The 20061-nt window shown below is 67.5% G+C and carries 18 protein-coding genes and 1 pseudogene; 3 read left to right on the top strand and 16 right to left on the bottom strand.

Annotated elements, in window-relative coordinates; genetic code table 11:
* Positions 1-48: 48 nt before the first annotated feature.
* The 9 genes and pseudogenes from ACYQ1Z_RS04860 to ACYQ1Z_RS04820 form a co-directional block, all read right to left on the bottom strand.
* Entirely contained in the window at positions 49-1833 is a 1785-nt protein-coding gene (locus ACYQ1Z_RS04860; RefSeq protein ID WP_459791369.1) for a DEAD/DEAH box helicase, read from the bottom strand.
* Positions 1833-2174 (bottom strand): DUF3039 domain-containing protein, encoded by a 342-nt coding sequence (locus ACYQ1Z_RS04855; RefSeq protein ID WP_459791368.1) that lies wholly within the window; start codon positions 2172-2174, stop codon positions 1833-1835. Before ACYQ1Z_RS04855 ends, ACYQ1Z_RS04860 begins: the two co-directional genes overlap by 1 nt.
* A 110-nt stretch (positions 2175-2284) precedes the next feature.
* A pseudogene (gene nagB, locus ACYQ1Z_RS04850) lies at positions 2285-3063 on the bottom strand (glucosamine-6-phosphate deaminase).
* Positions 3064-3114: 51 nt separating this feature from the next.
* The gene (locus ACYQ1Z_RS04845; protein WP_459791367.1) at positions 3115-4686 is read right to left on the bottom strand and encodes a transporter; all 1572 of its coding nucleotides are present in this window, start codon (positions 4684-4686) and stop codon (positions 3115-3117) included.
* Positions 4668-5462, bottom strand: coding sequence for an ABC transporter ATP-binding protein (locus ACYQ1Z_RS04840; RefSeq protein WP_459791366.1), 795 nt, complete (start codon positions 5460-5462; stop codon positions 4668-4670). The genes ACYQ1Z_RS04845 and ACYQ1Z_RS04840 overlap by 19 nt, the downstream gene beginning before the upstream one ends.
* A 102-nt stretch (positions 5463-5564) precedes the next feature.
* Positions 5565-5828: a DUF3253 domain-containing protein gene (locus tag ACYQ1Z_RS04835; protein WP_459791365.1), complete on the bottom strand. Its 264-nt coding sequence runs from the start codon at positions 5826-5828 to the stop codon at positions 5565-5567.
* A 1-nt stretch (position 5829) separates the two neighbouring features.
* Positions 5830-6927: an NADH:flavin oxidoreductase/NADH oxidase gene (locus tag ACYQ1Z_RS04830; RefSeq protein ID WP_459791364.1), complete on the bottom strand. Its 1098-nt coding sequence runs from the start codon at positions 6925-6927 to the stop codon at positions 5830-5832.
* A complete protein-coding gene (locus ACYQ1Z_RS04825; protein ID WP_459791363.1) occupies positions 6927-7925 on the bottom strand; it encodes a co-chaperone YbbN in 999 nt (332 codons plus the stop codon). Before ACYQ1Z_RS04825 ends, ACYQ1Z_RS04830 begins: the two co-directional genes overlap by 1 nt.
* A 51-nt stretch (positions 7926-7976) precedes the next feature.
* Positions 7977-9683, bottom strand: a complete 1707-nt coding sequence (locus ACYQ1Z_RS04820; RefSeq protein ID WP_459791375.1) for a hypothetical protein — start codon at positions 9681-9683, stop codon at positions 7977-7979.
* Between the two features lie 191 nt (positions 9684-9874).
* On the opposite strand from ACYQ1Z_RS04820, the gene ACYQ1Z_RS04815 reads away from it, so the two are divergent.
* Positions 9875-11185, top strand: a complete 1311-nt coding sequence (locus ACYQ1Z_RS04815) for an AI-2E family transporter (protein WP_459791362.1) — start codon at positions 9875-9877, stop codon at positions 11183-11185.
* 80 nt (positions 11186-11265) lie between these two features.
* Here the strand turns inward: ACYQ1Z_RS04815 and ACYQ1Z_RS04810 are convergent, their stop codons facing one another.
* The gene (locus ACYQ1Z_RS04810) at positions 11266-12066 is read right to left on the bottom strand and encodes an alpha/beta hydrolase (protein WP_459791361.1); all 801 of its coding nucleotides are present in this window, start codon (positions 12064-12066) and stop codon (positions 11266-11268) included.
* 44 nt (positions 12067-12110) lie between these two features.
* The gene (locus tag ACYQ1Z_RS04805) at positions 12111-12452 is read right to left on the bottom strand and encodes an ATP/GTP-binding protein (protein ID WP_459791360.1); all 342 of its coding nucleotides are present in this window, start codon (positions 12450-12452) and stop codon (positions 12111-12113) included.
* A gap of 117 nt (positions 12453-12569) precedes the next feature.
* Here ACYQ1Z_RS04805 and nucS point away from each other — a divergent pair, with 117 nt between their 5' ends.
* A complete protein-coding gene (gene nucS, locus ACYQ1Z_RS04800; RefSeq protein WP_459791359.1) occupies positions 12570-13265 on the top strand; it encodes an endonuclease NucS in 696 nt (231 codons plus the stop codon).
* Positions 13266-13571: 306 nt separating this feature from the next.
* Positions 13572-13775 carry a cold-shock protein gene (locus ACYQ1Z_RS04795; protein ID WP_133346276.1) on the top strand — a complete coding sequence of 68 codons (204 nt, stop codon included), beginning with the start codon at positions 13572-13574 and terminating at the stop codon, positions 13773-13775.
* Positions 13776-13923: 148 nt separating this feature from the next.
* Here ACYQ1Z_RS04795 and ACYQ1Z_RS04790 read toward each other — a convergent pair whose 3' ends face one another.
* The 5 genes from ACYQ1Z_RS04790 to atpD form a co-directional block, all read right to left on the bottom strand.
* Entirely contained in the window at positions 13924-16482 is a 2559-nt protein-coding gene (locus ACYQ1Z_RS04790; protein ID WP_459791374.1) for a bifunctional lysylphosphatidylglycerol flippase/synthetase MprF, read from the bottom strand.
* A 77-nt stretch (positions 16483-16559) separates the two neighbouring features.
* Complete coding sequence (locus ACYQ1Z_RS04785) at positions 16560-17867, bottom strand: alpha/beta hydrolase (RefSeq protein ID WP_459791358.1); 1308 nt, start codon at positions 17865-17867, stop codon at positions 16560-16562.
* A 5-nt stretch (positions 17868-17872) separates the two neighbouring features.
* Positions 17873-18304 carry a DUF2550 domain-containing protein gene (locus tag ACYQ1Z_RS04780; protein WP_459791357.1) on the bottom strand — a complete coding sequence of 144 codons (432 nt, stop codon included), beginning with the start codon at positions 18302-18304 and terminating at the stop codon, positions 17873-17875.
* Between the two features lie 10 nt (positions 18305-18314).
* Positions 18315-18599, bottom strand: a complete 285-nt coding sequence (locus ACYQ1Z_RS04775) for a F0F1 ATP synthase subunit epsilon (protein ID WP_459791356.1) — start codon at positions 18597-18599, stop codon at positions 18315-18317.
* 1 nt (position 18600) lies between these two features.
* Positions 18601-20055: a F0F1 ATP synthase subunit beta gene (gene atpD, locus ACYQ1Z_RS04770; RefSeq protein ID WP_459791355.1), complete on the bottom strand. Its 1455-nt coding sequence runs from the start codon at positions 20053-20055 to the stop codon at positions 18601-18603.
* Positions 20056-20061 lie beyond the last annotated feature (6 nt).

Below are 20061 nucleotides of genomic sequence, written 5' to 3'. Positions count from 1 at the left end.
CCCCCCCCCCCCCCCCCCCCCCCCCCCCCACTGCAGTTAATCCAGCCGCTACTTCCGCCCGATGAACCAGTCCTGGAGCTTCCTGAGCCGGGCCTGGAGCTGCTCCTCGTTGGCCTGTGCCACCGCCGGGCCGCCGCAGACGGTCCGCAGCTTGGTGTGCACCACGCCGTGCGGGGTGCCGGTGCGGGCGGACCACGCGGCCACGTTCTTGGCCAGTTCGTTCCGCAGGTCCATCAGCATCCGGTGGTCGGGGACGGCCGGTGCCGCGCTTTCGGCGGCCGCCGCGGGGGCCTTCCGGTTTTTCCGGTTCAGCTGCTCGTGCTGGCGCTGGCGCAGCAGGGTGCCCACCTGCTCCGCGTCCAGCAGGCCGGGGATGCCCAGGAAGTCCATCTCGTCGTCGGACCCCACCTCGCCGCCCGTGCCGAACTCGCCGCCGTCGAACAGCACCCGGTCGAAGGACGCCTGCGAATCCAGGGCCTCGAACTTGCCCTTGGTGAGGCTGTCCGAGGCCTTGTCCTCACGGTTGGCCTCCGCCATCAGCGAGTCCTCCGGGGTGAAGAGGCCGTCGCCGTCTTCCTTGTCCGGGCGGTCCAGGGCGTGGTCGCGTTCGGCCTCCATCGAGTTGGCCAGCGCCATCAGCTGCGGGACGGAGGGCAGGAAGACCGACGCCGTTTCGCCCCTTTTGCGGGCACGCACGAAACGCCCCACGGCCTGGGCGAAGAACAGCGGGGTCGAGGTGGACGTGGCGTAGACGCCGACGGACAGGCGCGGGACGTCCACGCCTTCGGACACCATCCGGACGGCCACCATCCAGCGGCTGTCCCCCGCTGAAAATTCCTCGATCTTGCTTGACGCCTTGGCATCGTCGGAGAGGATGACGGTGGGCGACTGGCCGGTGATCTTCTTCAGCTGGCCGGCGTAGGCGCGCGCATCCTCGTGGTCGGTGGCAATCACCAGGCCGCCGGCGTCGGGCACGGTGCGGCGCACTTCGCTGAGCCGCTTGTCCGCACCGGCCAGCACGGCCGGGATCCACTCGCCGGCCGGGTTCAGGGCCGTGCGCCAGGCGTGCGAGGTGATGTCCTTGGTGACGGCGGCTTCGCCGAGCGACGCCGCCATTTCCTCGCCGGCGCTGGTGCGCCAGCGCATCTGGCCGGAGTAGGCCATGAACATGACCGGCCGGACCACATGGTCGCGCAGCGCGTTGCCGTAGCCGTACGTGTAGTCGGCCTTGGACCGGCGGATCCCGTCCCGGTCCTCGGCGTACTCGACGAACGGGATGGGTGAGGTGTCCGAACGGAACGGGGTGCCGGTCAGCGACAGCCGGCGCACCGCGGGATCGAATGCCTCACGAAGGCCGTCGCCCCAGGACAGTGCCTCGCCGCCGTGGTGGATCTCATCCAGGATGACCAGGGTGCGGGCGGCCTCGGTCTTGGCCCGGTGCAACAGCGGTTTGCTGGCGACCTGGGCATACGTGACAGCCACGCCGATGAAGCCGCGGCCGTGCTGGCCGTCGGAGTTCTTGAAGTTCGGGTCGATGGCGATGCCCACCCTGGCGGCGGCGTCGGCCCACTGCCTCTTGAGGTGGTCGGTGGGTGCCACAATGGTGACCCGGTTGACGGCTCCGGAATCGATCAGCGTGGACGCGATCCGCAGCGCGAACGTGGTTTTGCCGGCGCCCGGGGTAGCTACCGCGAGGAAGTCCCGGGGGCTGTTCCGCATGTAGAGGTCAAGGGCCTCCTGCTGCCAGGCACGGAGTTTCGGGGCGGTTCCCCAGGCTGCGCGTTCCGGGTAGGCCGGAGGCAGGGTGGGGCCGCCAAAAAGCGTTTCCGTCACTACTTGTTGCTGCCCGAGTCCCCTCCGGGACCCTTGCCGCCGTCATTGCCCGGACGCAGGCCGTCGTAGACCTCTTTGCACGTGGGGCAGACCGGGAACTTCTTCGGGTCCCGGCCCGGCGTCCAGACTTTGCCGCACAGCGCGATGACAGGCTCCCCGGTCAACGCAGACTCCATGATCTTTTCCTTGCGGACGTAGTGCGCAAAACGCTCCCGGTCCCCCGGCTCCAGCTCCTCGCGCAGTTCTTCGCGCTCAATGGTGGCTGTGGACGTTCCAGCACCGGAAAGCTCGCGCATCGGGTCGTTTTCGAGAGGGTCCGTCATGCTAGTCATGCGTTCCATCTTAGCCGTTCCGGCGGCCCGGCGTCCGACGCCGGAGCACGCGTGCCGCTGTCCGGCACCGGCCGCCGTCGGGACTTTTTGGCCCCTGAGGGCCCGCAGGCCGGCAGGCGCTACAGGCCCTGCCAGGCGGGCTTGTTGTCGTAGGTGTGCCGGTAGAAGTCAGCGAGTTTCAGCGCCGATGCGGCGGCCTCGTCCAGCAGGACCGTGGCGTGCGGGTGGAACTGCAGCACCGACGCCGGACAGATCGCCGAGACCGGCCCCTCCACGAATTCACGCACCGCCTGCGCCTTCTGCGCGCCGGTGGCGAGCAGGATCACATGCCGGGCGGCCATGATCGTGCCCAGGCCCTGGGTCAGGACGTGGTGCGGCACCTCGGCGAGGCTGGGGAAGAACCGGGCGTTGTCCCGGCGCGTCTGTTCGATCAGGCTCTTGATGCGGGTGCGCGAGGCGAACGACGACCCCGGCTCGTTGAAGGCGATATGGCCGTCGGTGCCTACCCCCAGGAGCTGGAGTCCACGCCGCCGGCTGCGGCAATGGCGTCCTCGTAGGCCTGGCAGGCGGCAGGGATGTCCGCCGCGGCGCCGTCGGGACCGTGGACATTTTCCGGTGCGATGTTCACCCGGTCCGTGAACTCCCGCCGGATCACCTCCCGGTAGGACTCAGGATGCCCCTCGGGCAGCCCAACGTATTCATCCAGGAGGAAGCCGGATGCCCGGCTGAAGTCCAGGCCGCCGGCATGCCGCTCCGCCAGCTCGTTGTAGACCGGCAGCGGGGAGGACCCGGTGGCAAGGCCCAGGACGGCATCAGGCTTACGCCGGAGCAGGGCCTCGATGGCGTCAGCGGCCAGTTTTGCGACCTGCCTGCTGCCGCCCAGGATAACGACTTCCATCGGGTTCCCCTTCCGCTGTCTCTTCCGCCGGATACCTCATGTGCAGCGCCGTCAGCGGTTCACGGCAACCTGGGCCAGCAGCTCGGGACCGCGTGCGTCAAGCCATTTTCCGCCCAGCCGGACACCGAGCACAAACAGCACAAGCCCCATCACGGTTCCCACTGCAAGGTTGATCCAGCCAAAGGCCTGGTTGCCTGTCACCAGCTGCGCCACCAGCAGGGCAGCCTCGGGCAGGACCAGCACAAACAGGACCAGCATGCCGCCGAACTGCACGGCGAGGGTCTGGCCCACGTTGCCCGGCGGCTTTTTGAAGGGGCTGTCCCCGGGCAGCGGAACGGCCACCGTGTACCGGGCGGACACCACGGAGGACAGGCCCAGCGCTGTGAACAGGATGCCGAGGCTCAGCCCCAGGTTGCCCGGCAGCCCGGCCCAATTTCCGGTGAAGGCGCAGTTTCCGATGGCGAAGATAAGCACCACCGGGAGCGCGAAGGTGAGGCAGGCGAGGGCCCGGCCGAGCCGGTCCGCCACTCCGCGGACACCGGTGGCCAGGTGCAGGGCAAAGGCGGTGTTGTCGTAGGAGACGTCGGCGGAAATGGACCAGGCGATGATGAACGCGGAGATCGGCGCCAGGAAGGCGAGGCTGGAGTAGTCCCCCGTCTGGGCGCCCTGGAACACCAGCAGCACCGGCAGCAGCGGGATAACCACCAGTGATCCGGAATACCGCGGGTCACGGATCCAGTAGGTGAGCGCCCTGGCCATCACGGCACCGGCCGGCACGGCGGGAAGGAACCCGAAAAGCCCCAGCCGGCTGCCTTTGCGCCTGCTGCTGCCGGCATACGGGGGTGTAACGAGGGCTCGTTCCAGCAGGACCTTCCAGCACCAGGCAAGGGCGGCGAGCGCGGCCACCGACACCAGGAGTTTCACCGCGGCAGGACCGTAAGTCCCCTCATGGGCGTCGGCCGCGAGGGCCCAGGGGGCGCCAAGGGGTGTCCAGGCCAGCACCCGGGCGAGGTCCGGCAGGAATGCGGCGGAGTTTGTCAGCCCCTGGCTCACGCCGGCGATGATAGGGCCCAGCAGGACCAGCGGCACCATAAAAGCGACAGCACTGATGTCCTTGAACCGGCGGGAGGCTGCCAGGCTGGCTGTCGCCGTCGTGACAACCTTGGCGAGCACAACGCAGGTCAAGACGCCGAGCACAGCGCCCAGCAGCGCCGCCAGGACGGGCAGCACTCCGCGGAACCACGTCGCCACGGTGGCCAGTGCCACCAGAGAGGTAGCCAGTCCGGGGATGCCGGCCAGCCCGCCCAGGGCCAGGCCGGGCAGCATCTGCTTCATGGGAATGGCAAAGGTGGTGAACCGTGACGGATCGAGGGTCATGTCCGTTGCCGAGGCAATGACCGGGACGATGCCCCAGCCCAGGACCGCCGCTGACCCGCCCAGCACGACGGCGGTCCGGGCAAGTTCCGGGTCAGCTTTCCGCAGCAGGACGAGCAGCACCACCAGACCGCCCACGACGCCGGCCGCGTAGAGCCCCGCGATGGCCAGGCCCACAAGCTGCCAGGGGCTGCGGCGCAGTCCGTTGCGCAGCAGTGTCAGTTTCAGCCTCAGAAGGTGCGCAACCATTCCAGCCCCTCCGTGTGGCTCCGGCCGCCCACCAGCTGGACAAAGCGGTCCTCGAGCGACGCGCCGGCCCGGACCTCCTCCACGGTTCCCGCCGCCAGCAGCCGCCCGCCGGCCACCACGGCCACGTGGTCGCACATGCGCTGGACAAGGTCCATCACATGGCTGGACATAATCACGGTCCCGCCGGAAGCCACGTAAGTGTCCAGGATGCTGCGGATGTTGGACGCCGAGACGGGATCCACTGCTTCGAAAGGTTCATCCAGGACCAGCAGCCGCGGCGCGTGGATGAGGGCTGACGCGAGCGCGATCTTCTTGGTCATGCCGGCCGAGTAGTCGACGACCAGCGTTCCGGCGTCCTGCGCGAGGTCCATGGCTGCCAGCAGCTCCCCAACCCGGGCGGCGACAACTTCTTTGTCCATGCCCCGGAGCAGCCCGGCATAGGTAATGAGCTGCTCACCGGTGAGACGGTCGAACAGTCTCACGCCGTCCGGCAGGATTCCCATCAGCCGCTTGGCCTCCAGCGGCTGCCGCCAGACGTCGATGCCATGCACCACCGCCGTGCCGAAGTCCGGCCGCAGCAGCCCGGTGGCCATGGAGAGCGTGGTGGTCTTGCCGGCACCGTTGGGACCCACGATCCCGTAGAAGGATCCCGCCGGGACCTCCAGGCTGATGCCGTCAACAGCAATCTTCTGCCCGAAACGCTTCGCAAGTCCCCTGATGGACAGGGCCGCCACGGGCGCGGTCTGCGGTGCGGGATCTGGCGCCGGAACAGTCATGAAGCCAGAGTAGTCCCCGTGTCCCGGCTCCGGGGTCCTCCGGGAGGAGTAGCAACAAAGACGTACGGCGCCCCTCCTGCCACCCTGCCCCGCTGGTGCCTGTTAGCGGGCTTTCCTGATGCGGATGGGTCCCCGGGCGGTCAGGGGATCCACCACCGAACCGCCCTGGGTGATCTCCACTTCCCCGGCCTCGACCAGCCTCCGGGCTGCCTCCCGGGCAGGTTCCATGAGGCCCCGCCAGGTGTCGCCGCCCACCGCGCGGGCCGCGTCGGAAGGACAAATGGTCGACGTGGCAGCCCTGGCCGCAAGGAGCTCCAGGATCTTGGCTTCGAGCTGTTGACCGACGGGCACGGGACGGTTGTCCACGTCAGAACGTCCGCCGGGGCCTGGCACGTTCGTACTGGGGGGCCCAGCCGATGTCGTGGCCGAGTTCGAACGCGGCCCGCAGCCACCAGTGCGGATCGCGCAGTGCAGCCCGGGCGATGAGGACGGCATCGGCTTGACCGGTGGCAACCGCGTGCTCGGCCTGACCGGCGGTGGTGAGGAGGCCTACTGTCCCCGTGGGGATGCCGGCTTCATTGCGGATGGCGGCAGAAAACCCGGTCTGGTAGCCCGGCCCGGGATCGATGTGCTGGTGGGCCACCGCTCCCCCGCTGGACACATCGAGCAGGTCCACGCCCCGCGCGGCCGCCTCGCGGGCCAGGCGGACCGATGCGGCAAGGTCGACCCCGCCTTCGGCCCAGTCAGATGCCGAGATCCGCAGAAGCAGCGGCATCGAGTCGGGAATAACGTTCCGCACGGCGTCGACCACCGCCAGCATGAGCCGGTTCCGCCCGGCTTCGTTCCCGCCCCAGGCATCCGTCCGGGTGTTAATCAAGGGGCTTTGGAACTGGTGCAGGAGGTAGCCGTGGGCACCGTGGATCTCCACGGTGTCGAATCCGGCGTCAACGGCCCGGACGGCAGCAGCCGCGAAGTCACTGATGACGCCTTGGATCTGTTCCTCCGTCATTTCCGCAGGCACGGCATACCCATCGAAGGCCGACGGCGACGGTCCCGCGGTGGTCCAGCCGCCGTCGGACACCGGAACGGTGCCCTGCCGGCCGGAGAAGGGCCACCACGTGGAGGCCTTGCGTCCGGCGTGGGCAAGCTGGACGCCGATCTTTGCATCCGCCGCCCCATGCCGGTGCACGAACGAGGTGATCCGCTCCCAGGCTTCAGCCTGCGCATCGTTGTACAAGCCGGCGTCCCGCGGGCTGATGCGTCCTTGGGCGTTCACTGCCGCCGCCTCGGTGAGGATCAGCGCTGCCCCGCCGGCGGCGAACGAGCCCAGGTGCATCAGGTGCCAGTCACCGGGTACGCCGGGGGCGGCGTCGGGATCGCAACTGTACTGGCACATCGGTGACAGCCAGCCGCGGTGCCTCAGCTCCAGGGCGCGGAGCTTCAGCGGCTCAAACAGGGACGGCACTAGAAGAGGACCCTCGCCAGGGCCTGCCGTGCCTTGGATACCCGCTCGTCGGAGGCACCAACAACATCGAAGAGCTCGAGCAGCCGGACCCTGGCAGCCTCCCGCTCCGGTCCGAAGTTCCGGCCGATGAAGGCCACCAGGCGGTTCAGCCCGTCTTCCACGTGGCCGCCGGCAATGTCGAGGTCGGCGACACCCAGCTGGGCCTCCAGGTTGTCCGGTTCGTTCGCGGCCAGGGTGCGGATGGTCTCGCTGTCCTGCGCGGAGAGAGGCTGCAGCCGCGCCATGAGTTCCACCTGGGCGAGGCCTGCCTTGGCTTCATGGTCCGACGGCATCTCGGTAAGGGCCTGGCGGTAGGCGGCAGCGGCGGCTTCGTAATCACCGGCCTCGATGGCGTCGAAGGCTGCCTGGTGCAGCGGCGGAAGGGGTGCCGGCTCCGGTTCCCCGGCGGCTCCCCCGTTCAGGCTGCCGGTCACGCCGTTCGCCGCGGCCACCTTCAGCAGTTCATCGAACAGGGCACGGATCTGCTGCTCGTCCGCGCTGCCCTGGAAGAGCGGCACGGGCTGCCCTTTGAGGACGGCGACGGCGGTGGGGACCGCCTGCACCTGAAACGCCTGCGCCAATTGCGGGAAGGCGTCAATGTCCGCCGCGCCGAGGACCAGCCGGCCGCCATAGCCCGCCACGACACGGTCCAAAGTCTCCAGCACGCTGGCTGATTCCGGGGAGTACTGCGCCCACAGCGCAAAGACCACCGGCACCTGCGCGGACAGTTCCACCAGTTGCTGGAAGTTCGCCTCGGTGACATCGACCTTCAGGTCAGTTCCGCCGGCAGCTCCGGCGGAAGAACCCCCCGGAGCTCCGTTCCCGCCGGCGGCGGCCCCGGACGGAGCGCCCGAGGGCGCGGGCGGGCGCTGCTTGAGGCTGGAGAGGTCGACGGCGCCGCGCAGGTTAAGCAGGTTGGCAGCGGCTGGAGGGACTGGTCGGGAAGCAGGCGAACTCATGCTGTCCACTTTAGCCACTCCGGCCGCTGCCGGGAGACTGCCGTATACGGGCTACTTGAAGCTGGCGCCCACCAGGCCGCGGGTGGCTGCCACCAGTTTCATCGGATCGGTGGAGCCTGCCGGCGGAACGTAGACGGCCACGGACTCCGCAAAGTTGAGCACCATGCCAGTGGTGGTTTCCTTGCCGCCGGCCAGCGCCGCAGCGTCGTCACCGATGGTGAGCTTGTCTCCGGCAGCCTTGGGGGTTCCTTCGAAGCCGAAGTTGATCCGGCCCAGGACCAGCGCGCCGCCGTCTTCGGTACGGAAGACCACCGTGCTTTCCGGGAGCACCTTGTGGGTGAAGGAGAAGCTTCCGTTCTCGCCGGCCTTGACCACCTCGGCCTGGTAGGACAGGGTGTCCGCGATGTACGGCGAGGACTCCCCTTCCACCAGTTTGTCCTTGAAGGCGGAGTCGGGGGTGGTCAGCCTGTCGGCCAACCCGGAAAGGGCTTCTTCGCCGCTGTACAGCAGTCCGGTCTTGTCGGCTGCGGCGAGTGTGTCCGTGCCGCCGCGGCTGATGGTGGGGAAAGTGGCTCCGGGCTGCAGCGGCGTCGTTTCGACCAGCTTGTAGTTTTCACGCGGCGACTGCTGGACCAGTGTCAGCAGCTGCGGGACCACGTTCCCGTCACCCTGGGTTACGGCCAGGACGGAGCGGGGCCAGGCGCGGTCGCTGGTGACAACGGTAGTGAGCAGCTTGGTGGACCGCACGGGCATGCGGGCTTCGTAGGAGCCCACGTGGGAGCGGATCTTGTAGTTCTGGGTACGGACTTCCAGCTCTGTGCCGCCGACCCTGTCGGCCAGCTGGGCAGCATCCTTGGCGGCGTCACCGGCGTCCACGGCGCTTGAGACTTGTTCGAGGATGCGGCGGAACTGCGCGTCCAGCAGGACCGGGGAGGCAGCTTCTTCCTGTGCCTGCGCCGTGCCGGTGGCTTCCGGCGCCGGCGTGGCTGCGTAGGCGGCAGTGCCGGTGCCTGCCAGGACAGCGGCGGTGACGCCTGCTGCCACCATGCCCGCCCGCGGGGATGCGGTGGAACCGTTGCGGGCCTGGCTCCGGGCACGGGCGCGCGCGGCGTAACCGCTGCCCGGGCCGCCGTCTTCCCCGCCGTCGCGTTTGCGGAGCGACAGCACCGCCAGCGCGATGCCGCCGAGGATCAGCAGGGAGCCAAGGATGATCAGTGGAACAGCCCACGGGGTGGAGGTGTCGTTCGGGAACGTCATGGATACGGACGCAGGGGCTGCCTTAGTGCCGTCGGAGGCGAGCAGCAGGGTCCAGTCACCGTCGGCGGGAGGGGTCCAGGAGTACTCCAGTTCACCGCTGGCGTTCTCGGCAGACACCCACAGGTCCGAGCCCGCGGGGTTGGGGGCCGTCGCCTCGCCGTCGGTGTGTTCGACCTGCAGCGACTTGCCGTCCTCGGAGACACCGTTAATGGTGTTGTGCGCGGCCTGGCCGACCCAGGCGTCGACATCGTCCGGCCGGCCTGCGGCGAGCAGGAAGTTCCCGTCCCCTTGAATGTCGATTTTGACAGTACCCCCGTGAAGGGTGCGCAGGTTCTGGTCGATGACGGTCAGCGGCGCCTCGGCCGTATCAGCGGGCGCAGTGGCCGTGAACGTCTCGGATGGGGCCCAGATGGTTCTCTGGCCGATGCCGGCCAAAAGTGTCAGGAGGCCGAGCAGCACAAGTGCGGCAGCAGTCTTTAAACGCAAGGGAACACCTATCATCAGCGGGGGTTTGCCTTCCATAGTAACCGTTTTGTTACCAGGAGCCCGGATTGCCGGCTCCGGGAGCGGGCCCGGAAGGCCCGGCCCCGGGCTCCTCCGCTGCTGTTGACAAGGCTGCTGATAGTGTTTGCGATGATCATCACACCGGCCCGCCGAGGCGGCGCCTCGCACGGAACAGGCCCCAGAAACCAGTGACTGACAAGACGGACGAATCCTCCGCGGCAGCGGAGAATCCAGGGAGCCACGAGCCTCCGGCGGCCACACCGCACGGGGCCGAGGGTGGCCACCGGAAACGTTCAGCCGCTGTGGCGCTGGGCCTGGTGGCACGCCGGCTCCGCCAGCCACTGCCGGGGGCCCAGCCACGGCTCCGGTTCGAGATGCCGCCCGAAGCCCCGGAACAGGAGGAATTCACCGAGGACCCCGACGGCGTGACCCGCCCGCAGTTCGGCGCTCCCGGGCCCCGGATGTCCCCGCAGCACCCGCTGTATATGGGGTTCATGGGGACTGTGGGTGTGGGCGTGGCCCTTCTGGTTTACTGGATCGGCTCCCACACCACGCAGTTGCTGCTGTGGATCGTGGCCGCCCTTTTCATCGCCCTCGGCCTGGAACCGGTGGTCAAGTGGCTTGAGGGCCGCCGGATTCCCCGCCCCGCGGGCATCCTTGTGTCCGTGAGCGTCCTGGTTGCGGCCGTCGTCGGCTTCTTTGCGACCCTGATACCCACCATCGTGGAACAGGTCACCGAAATCGTCGAGCAGGCGCCCACCTGGGTCCGGGACTTCATGAACTCGGACCTGTTCCGGACCCTGGATGACCAGTTCGGCGTCCGGGACCGCATCGCCGAGGAAGTGAACAAGTTCGTCAACGATCCCAACGCCATGGGCGGAATCGCCGGCGGTGTGGTCGGTTTTGGTTCCACGGTCGCCAACGGGCTGTTCGGCGCCCTGATCGTCCTCGTGCTCAGCCTGTACTTCCTGGCTGCCCTTCCGGCGATGAAGAAGTGGGGCTACCGGCTGGCCCCGCGGTCCCGCCGGCACCGGGTTGAGGCGCTTTCCGACGCCATCACCAGGTCAGTGGGCAACTACGTGATCGGCCAGGCATGCGTGGCGCTCCTCAACGCCGCGTTCGCCTTCATCGTGATGTCCATCGTCGGCATCCCGTTTGCACTGCTGCTGGCGTTCGTGGTGGCGCTGCTTGCCTTTATCCCGCTGGTGGGTGCCATGATCGCCGGCGTGGTGGTGGTCCTGATCGCCCTCACGGTGAGCTGGCAGACCGCGGCCGTCTACGGCATCTGCTACTTCGCCTACCTGCAGTTCGAGGCCTACTTCATCTCCCCGCGCATTATGCAAAAGGCCGTCGCAGTACCCGGGGCGGTGGCCGTGATCTCCGTCATTGCCGGCGGCAGCCTGCTGGGTGTGCTGGGCGCGCTGATTGCCATCCCGACCGCTGCCGCCATCCTGCTGCTGATCAAGGAGATCTACATCGTGCGCCAGGACCAGCACTAGCACGCCAGCACTGGCACGCCAGCACCAGCACGGGTCAAATCGCGTGAATCCGCTGTTAACAGGACCGCGGAGGCCGTGTCCTACACAGCGGCAGTGGCAGCGGGACCGTTCCATTCGGTTGGAAGTCCCGCGGCCCCGGAGCCGGCATGCGTGACCTCGTCCACAATCTCGTTCAGGACCCGGGCGGCGTACTTCTCCCCCACCCAGAGGTGCTTGGCGCCGTCGACGCCCACCACCCTTGCCTGCGGCACCAGGCTGAACCGTGCCGCGGCCTCCGCCGGCTGAAGGAAGTCATCGTGTTCCGGGACCAGGACGGTAAGCGGCTTGCCCGACTCCGCCCACTGCTGCAGGTGTTTGTCTGTGGCGCGATGCAGCGGCGGCGAGAGCAGGACCGCGCCCTCCACCTCCGAGGCCACCGGTTCCACTGCCCCGTACATCAGGGCAAGCTCGGTGCCGAAGGACCAGCCCACGAGCCACCGGTTCGGCAGGCCCTGCTCGACGGCGAAGCGGACGGCGGCTTCGACGTCGTACTTCTCGCCAATGCCCTCCTCGAACCCGCCGCTGCTCGTACCGCGCGGCGAGGACGTTCCCCGGGTGTTGAAGCGGAGCACGGCGATGCCGGCAAGGGCCGGCAAGCGGTAGGAGGCCTTGCGGTAGACGTGCGAGTCCATGAAGCCGCCGTGCGTGGGCAGCGGGTGCAGGGTGATCAGCGTTGCGTGCACGGGTCCCGATTCCGGCAGCGCAAGCTCGCCCACCAGGGTGTGGCCGTCGTCCGTCTGCAGTTCCACGTTCCGCCGGCGGGCGGGCAAGACAGTGGAGGCCCGGATGGGAACGGGGCCCTGGGCGGTGGTGAATTCGTACGACGCCGGATCAAAAGTCATGCCTGCCAGCTTAGCGACAGGAGGGGAAGTTAAGCCCGCGGGTGTCAGCGGTACCGGTAACTGCGCGACATCCAGCAGTTGGTGTGCCAGTGGCGGCGCTCGGCAAGCCCGGCAGCCGCACCGAAGAGATGGTCGTCCTTCCATACCACCAGGTGTGCCACGCCAGGCAGCACGGCCGTGGAGCACTCCGGGCAGATGTAGGTTTTGGCGGCGTTCCTGGCGGTCATGGTGCGGACCATCCATTCGCCGTCGGGCGCGCTCTCGCGGCGGGCAATGCCTGCCCGGGCACGTTCCAGGTCCAGCTCGGGGACCTCGCCGCTGCCTTTCCTGCCCGCGCCGGCGCCCTTCCCGGACGCGGGGCGGCGGGGGCGGTTGGAACGGGGCATGCATCCATTCTGCCCCAGCCCGGCACTTCTGCCGTACGGCCACGGCTGCGCCGTGCAGCCGGGCGGGGTCCGCCGCCGGGACCGGGCGGGGAGGCGGCACGCGATAGTCTGTACGGCGTGCAACTTGTCATAGCCCGATGCTCCGTAGATTATGTTGGCCGGCTTAAAGCCCATCTTCCCCTCGCCACCCGGCTGCTGCTGGTCAAGGCTGACGGCTCCGTGCTGGTGCACTCGGACGGCGGCTCCTACAAGCCCCTCAACTGGATGAGCCCGCCCGCCACGCTGCGGGTGTCCTCCCCCGAGGACGTGGACCTCGAGCTGGGCGTCGTGGAGCAATGGACGGTCCAGTCCGCCAAGACCGATGACCGCCTGATCATCAACATCCACGAAAAGCTGAGCGACTCCTCGCATGACCTTGGCGTGGATCCCGGCCTGATCAAAGACGGCGTTGAGGCGGACCTCCAGCGCCTCCTCGCCGAACAGATCGAAACGCTGGGCACCGGATATTCGCTGATCCGCCGCGAGTACTTCACCGCGATTGGACCGGTGGACATCCTGGCCCGCGACGCCGAAGGCGGTACGGTGGCCATCGAGCTCAAGCGCCGTGGCGACATCGACGGCGTGGAGCAGCTGACGCGCTACCTGGAACTGCTCAACCGCGACCCGCTGCTCGCACCGGTGCGCGGGATCTTCGCCGCGCAGCAGATCAAGCCGCAGGCCAAAGTCCTGGCGACGGACCGCGGGATCGACTGCGTCACCCTGGACTACGACGCGATGCGGGGCGTGGACGACAGCGAATCCCGTCTCTTCTGACCCCCGCTTGTGGGCCACGGCGGCGGCCACGGCCCGCCAACAGGCACCTGACAAGGCATTTCACCGGTTCTTTACCTAAATTTTGTCCGTTTCGCCGTCAAAACCGTTGACCCGCGCCAAGAGGCATGAAATTCTGGTTTCAGTCTTTGTGTAGGTGTTTTTCATGCTCGCAAGACATGTTGCGAGCGCGAAGCTCCTGCAGCCGGTCCGGTAATTAGGACGGGAATTCAGGATTCTTCTCGCGGAGTAACCAAGGCCGGTACGAGGTGTGCCGATCTTAAAAGTTCCACAATGAGGAGAAATTAAATGGCACAGGGAACCGTCAAGTGGTTCAACGCTGAAAAGGGCTTCGGCTTCATCACCCCGGACGACTCCGATGGCGATGTCTTCGTTCACTACTCCGAGATCCAGACCAACGGCTTCAAGACCCTCGACGAGAACCAGCGCGTTCAGTTCGAGATCGGCCAGGGTGCCAAGGGCCCGCAGGCCACGGGCGTGACCCTGGTCTAGCCTTCCCAGCCGGCCCGCCGCACGCGGTCCGCACCACGAATGGCCTCCGGCATTTCAGCCGGGGGCCATTCTTTTCGTGCCCGGAATTTCCGCCGGGCGCCGTATTGGCGCGAATTGCACGCGTCAATTCAGGTAATGCAAAGAAGCCCTACTTAACCAAATTCCGCACCAGGCGCGCGCCCTGCGGCAGCGAAAGTCCGGGAAGGTAGGCCCGGGTCAGCGCACGGCCTATGGCCGGCAGGTGCAGCGGGTCCTGGTAGTAGAGGTACAGGGACCGGTACTCCGGCTTGAACCGCGACTTGAACGCGGCGAGCGACCGGAACCCGTACACCGGTTCCAGTGCGTGGCCCACCAGGTCGAGGATGCGGACCAGGTTGTCGGCACGGTCCTGCTCCCGCGCGCTGCCCTGTCCGCCCGTGGTGCCCTGTCCGCCGGTGATGTCCTGTCCACCCGCGGCTTCCTGTTGTCCTGCGGCGTCCTGTTTCGCGCGGTCCCGGGGTCCGCCGTCGTTCGCCAACGGGGAGCCGGACAGCGAGATCACCTCCACGGAATTCCGCAGTTCCAGCACCGCGGAGGCAATCAGGAACTCCATGACGCCGGGAAAACCTTCAGCGCCGCGCCGCATAACGTCCAGCGTCCTGCTGACCAGCCGCCCGTCCTCGTAAACGGGCAGCCAGCTGGTCACACCGTGGACCGTGCCATTGCCGTCGACGGCAAGGCAGCACAGGACTTCGTCGTCGTCCAGTTCGTCCACCCCGCCGAGGGTGAAACCCATTTCAGGGACGGATTTGTTGGCGGCCCATTCCTCCGACACCTCGCTCAACTTCGAACGCAGCGCGGCCGGCAACGAATGGTAGGGCCCCCAGACCGCCTCCACCCCCAGCTTCGCCGCGCGGTTGAGGGCGGTGCGGACGTTCTGCCATTCCTTGCCCTTGAATTCGATCTCCCGCACGGCCAGCCGGGTCTCCTGCGCCACCGGCACCCTGCTGAACCCCTGTTCCCGCAGGGCAGTCCACAGCGAGCCGTCACAGGAGTAGAGGGCCGGGATCAGTGCCTGGCTCCGGCAGTAGGAAAGGAAACCCTCCGTCACCGCTTCTTGCGCGTCGGTCCGGCCGAAGGCTCCGCCGAGTGTCAGCGCCACCGTGCCGTGCCGCTGGTAGGCCACCGCCCCCCGTCCATCGGGACTGAACCAGTACGTGTTGGGCTCCCACAGGGCCATCCAGGAGAGCGGACCCCCGCCTTGGTGCAGCAGCTCACGGGCCCGGGCACGGTCCTGCCGGCCCGAGTCGTGGCCGTGATGCCCGCCGATGAGCACCCACCACACCGCCGCCAGGGCGATAACCCAGAAGACGGGGCCGGAGTAGGCAAACAGGACCGCTTCCAGGCTGTTCCGGTCGGCGAAGACGCGGTGGTAGTGCTGCGGAATGGGCACCGGCACGTACTGCCGCGCCAGCTCGGCGAAGAGGCCCAGCAGCCCGCCGTCGCGGTCAAGCCCGCCGGACCAGAACCAGGCCGCTGCGTAGGCGGCGGCCAGGACACCCCAGGACCCGCCCGCCACAACAGCCAGCAAGCGGCGGGCCGAGGGCTGGGTCTGCACCCGGAACTGCCGCCGGTTCAACCACAGGACCAGGGCCAGCAGCAGGGGCACGACGACGAGCGGCAGCACGTGCGCGAAGGCCGATCCCATCGGGGCCGCATGCGGCCCCTGCGGGCGGGAAGGCACCAGCGCAAAAAGTGCAAGGTAGACCGCGGCCAGGGCGGTCACCGCCAGCTGGATGGCGATCGCGATGTTCAATGCCAGCCGCCGGCCGCGGCGCATCCCGTCGGCACAAATCAGCAGCAGGAGCACCGGGACCACGGCCAGGGCCAGCCCGAACGGCCCGGCAAAACCCGCCCTGCCAGCCTCCAGGCAGGACGCCTCCACTGTCGCGCCGCAGTTCAGCGCAAGCTGGCCCAGGGTGGGCATCGGGTTCAGAACCACGTCGCGCAGCAGCGCCAAGGGTCCGGTGGGTGCCCGGGCAATGCCCGTGAGGATGGGGCCGACCGCGAACACGGCTACGGTGAGGGCAAGGAGGTTGCGCGTCTCGCGTCCCGTGGACCGGTGGCGGTGCAGCTGTCCCCGGTCGCCCTGGATCCACCATCCTGCCAGCAGGCCAAGGAGTGCGCCCAGCAAACCGATGACCGTTTCGGCGTGCCCTACGTACAGGACCAGCAGGAGCGAAACGGACAGCACCGCGGTTCGAAGCCGCCGCTGCCAGAGCACGGGCAGCCGCGCGCTTCCGGCCAGGCCGGCGGTCAGCACGGGGCCGTAGGGACCGATCAGGATGTCATCGGCCATCTGGTCAAGCCATCCGTCACGGACGTACCCTGCCAGCTGGGTAATCAGCAGGAACAGGGTGACTGCGGCGAACTGCCCGCCAAAAAGCAGGCCTGCCGCCGCCCGGGTGCCCAGCTTCCGTTCAGCCAGGCCCAGGAGGATGACGATCATGAGGGACGCGGCCACATAGGCAAGGGGGTTGGTGGCGAAGAAGAGGCTGGTGAAGAGGGTCCACCAGTGTCCGGCCCGAAGCCCCTCGGCACTGACCCCGGCCACCTCCAGCAGGTGCTCGGGCGGTCCGGCAAGGAAACTGCCGGTGGCCGCTGCGGTTCCGAGGAAGAAGGCCAGGACAACCAGCGAGAAGGGCACCGACTTCAGCTCTCTTGCCATCCGGCCCAGGACCGGACGGACCACCGTGTCCCACGCCAGGGATGCGGTCCGGACCTGCCCGCCCGGCTGGCCGCCGCTCACCGGGCCAGCCCCCAGCGGTCCCAGAGGAACTGAAGGGCGTCGCCGATCTGCCGGGAGGACGTGTCCCAGGAATGGCCGGTGTGTTCCACCTCGAAGGCCCGCACGTCGAAGCGCGCTTCCCTGGCGGCGCCCTCAAGCGTGCGCATGTACGCAACAAACTCGGGGTCATCCTTGCCGGCGGTCAGGTACATGCCGCTGCCCTCGAAGGTCCGCTCCTTCATGATCGCCAGCGGCGTTTGCCGGTTGAAAGCGTCCGGGTTCCCGGGGAAGGAAGCATCAATGGTCTTTTGCCGTTCCTTCGCAAGGGCCGGCTCAGCTTCTGCCGAGAAGCCGAGCGCCGCGGAGAAGAGATCGGGGTGCCGGGTGGCCAGCTGTACTGCGCAGGTGCCGCCGAAGGAGAACCCGCCCGCAGCCCAGTGGCTGTGGTTGGTGTCCACGGCGAGGGTGGAACTGATCCAGCCCACAACATCGCGGGTCAGATAGGTATCGGCCCGGGCTATCTTGCTGTCCATGCACATGGCGTTCGCGTTCTGGGAGCCGTTCGGGTCCGGAACCACCACCACGGGCGCCAGCCCGCCTTGGGAGGAGGCAAACGAATCCATGTGGCCCTGGAGCGCTCCCCCGGTCAGCCAGTCTGCAGGACCGCCCGGCTGGCCGGGGATCAGGACGAGCACCGGAAGGGCGGGACGGTTGGCCGCGAAGTAGGCCGGCGGCAGGTAGATGTAGGACTCCCGTGTCGTCAGCCCCGAGGCGGGCGTCGGAATCGCAGCCCTGCGCAGCACTCCCCCGTCCGGAATTTCACCCTGCGGGACCCACCCCTGGAGCGGGGCGCCGTCGGACTGGCCCGGCTGGCGCTGCAGGTCCGCCTCCAGCGTGGGGATGCGTGACAGGGCCGCGCCGAGGAGGTCGCTGACGGTCCGGTGCAGTCCGAAGTAGGCGTTGATCTGGACCGACGACAGGGCCACGACCAGGAGCGCGGCAATCACACCGGTGGCACGGCGGCGCCAGCTGCTGCCGGGCAGGCGCATCAGCGCCAGGAGCATGGCGGCGACGCCGGGGACCACCCAAATCAGTACGGCGTCGGGAATGTTCTCGGGAAACACGGAGAACACGTTGATGAGGGCCCAGTGGACGGTGGCCACCAGCGCGAAGGCGGCTGCCGCAGCGATGACGACGCGGATGATCCAGCGCCGCCCGGTGGGCGAAGGAGGCAACAGCAGATAACCGCCGCCCGCCAGGCCCAGGACGAGGGCCGTCCAGTAGAGCGGGCCGTCCGTAAGACGGATGTCGTAGAACCAGTCCACGCCGGCTAGCGCCAGGTCCCCACACCGATGACCGGTCCGGCTTCCAGCCAGGAGGACAGGCCGGTATAGGCGTCGAATTTCATGGCGAGCCGCAGGTCCCGGCCTTCATAGCGGAGTTCGACGATAACGACGTCGGGCTGCACTTTGACGGCCTCGGCTTCGGTTGGCTTGCGCCGGCCGAGGAGCTCCAGCGAATGGCGCTTGAACTTGTGCTTGGGACGGACGCTGAGCGAGAACAGCCGGAACCACTCGAGGTCGTTGTCCTGGTAACGACAAACCCCCATCTGCCAGCTGTTTCCAGCCATGCAAATGGAGGCGTCCACCGTGCCGAGGGCACGCCGCAGGTTGAAGCGGCGCACCCCCGAAAGGCACAGTGCAAAAATCAGCAATCCGAAGGTGACTGCCAGTGCGATGAACGAAAGACTCGATGCGTCCATCAAGGTGATGCTAGCGGATCCCAGCGGTAGCCGAGCCACCCAGGTGGGCGTTGTCAGCAACAATGACCACGCGGTTGTTGTCCACGGAGAAGAATCCGCCGTCGACGCCTACCTCGATACGGTCCCCGGATACCGGCTGGATGGCCAGTTCACCTTCGGCCAGGATCGCCAGCAGGGGCGAGTGGCCGGGCAGGATTCCGATCTCACCATCGCTGGTGCGGGCCTTGACCATCTTGGCCGCTCCGGACCACACGAAGTGGTCCGCTGCGACAATCTCAACCTCAAGCTCAGCCATATTACTTGGTCTGTTCCTGGATCTTGGCCCACTGGCGCTCAACGTCATCGAGGCCACCGACGTTGAAGAACGCCTGCTCCGCGATGTGGTCGAGGTCGCCGTCGCAGATGGCAGCGAAGCCTTCCACGGTGTCCTTGATGGAAACCGTGGAGCCTTCGACACCGGTGAACTGCTTTGCGGTGTAGGTGTTCTGCGAGAGGAACTGCTGGATGCGGCGTGCACGCGACACGACGATCTTGTCCTCTTCGGAGAGCTCGTCAACGCCGAGGATGGCGATGATGTCCTGGAGTTCCTTGTTCTTCTGCAGGATCTGCTTCACGCGCACTGCGGTGTTGTAGTGGTCCTTGCCGATGTACTGGGGGTCCAGGATGCGGGAGGTCGACGTCAGCGGGTCAACGGCCGGGTACAGACCACGGGAGGCGATTTCACGGGACAGTTCCGTGGTCGCGTCGAGGTGTGCGAAGGTCGTGGCCGGGGCCGGGTCGGTGTAGTCATCTGCGGGAACGTAGATGGCCTGCATCGAGGTGATGGAGTGGCCCTTGGTGGAGGTAATGCGCTCCTGCAGCAGACCCATCTCGTCAGCCAGGTTGGGCTGGTAACCCACTGCGGACGGCATGCGGCCGAGCAGCGTGGAAACTTCGGAACCAGCCTGGGTGAAGCGGAAGATGTTGTCGATGAAGAGCAGCACGTCCTGGTTCTGCACATCGCGGAAGTACTCCGCCATGGTCAGTGCGGACAGGGCCACACGCAGACGCGTTCCCGGCGGCTCGTCCATCTGGCCGAACACAAGGGCGGTGTCCTTGAGGACGCCGGCCTCTTCCATTTCAACCCAGAGGTCGTTGCCCTCACGGGTACGCTCGCCAACACCGGCGAACACGGAGGTACCACCGAAGTTGCGGGCAACACGGGTGATCATTTCCTGGATAAGAACGGTCTTGCCCACGCCGGCGCCGCCGAACAGACCAATCTTTCCACCCTTGATGTAGGGGGTCAGGAGGTCAATGACCTTGATGCCGGTTTCCAGCATCTCGGTGGAGCCTTCGAGCGAAGCGAAGTTGGGAGCCTTGCGGTGGATCGGCCAGTGGTCGTCGGCCTGGATCTCGGATTCGGCAACGTCCAGCGGCTTGCCGAGCACGTTGAAGATGTGGCCCTTGACGCCGTCACCAACGGGCACGGAGATGGGGGCGCCGGTGTCCACCACGGAGGTGCCGCGGACGAGTCCGTCGGTTGCCTGCAGGGAGATGGCGCGGACGAGGTTGTCACCCAGGTGCTGGGAGGTCTCGAACGTGATGGTCTTGGTCTCACCGTTGAGGGTAATCTCGGTGGTGAGGGCGTTGTAGATCGACGGGATTGCGTCAGCCGGGAATTCGACGTCGACAACCGGGCCGATTACGCGCGCAATACGGCCGGTGGCACCGGCCGTTGCGGCTACGCGTTCGGTAGCAGTGGCAGTCATCTCTCT

The sequence above is a fragment of the Arthrobacter sp. AD-310 genome (assembly GCF_054656615.1).
The sequence above is the reverse complement of the archived record's forward strand: the minus strand, read 5'-3'. Positions and strand labels throughout refer to the sequence as shown.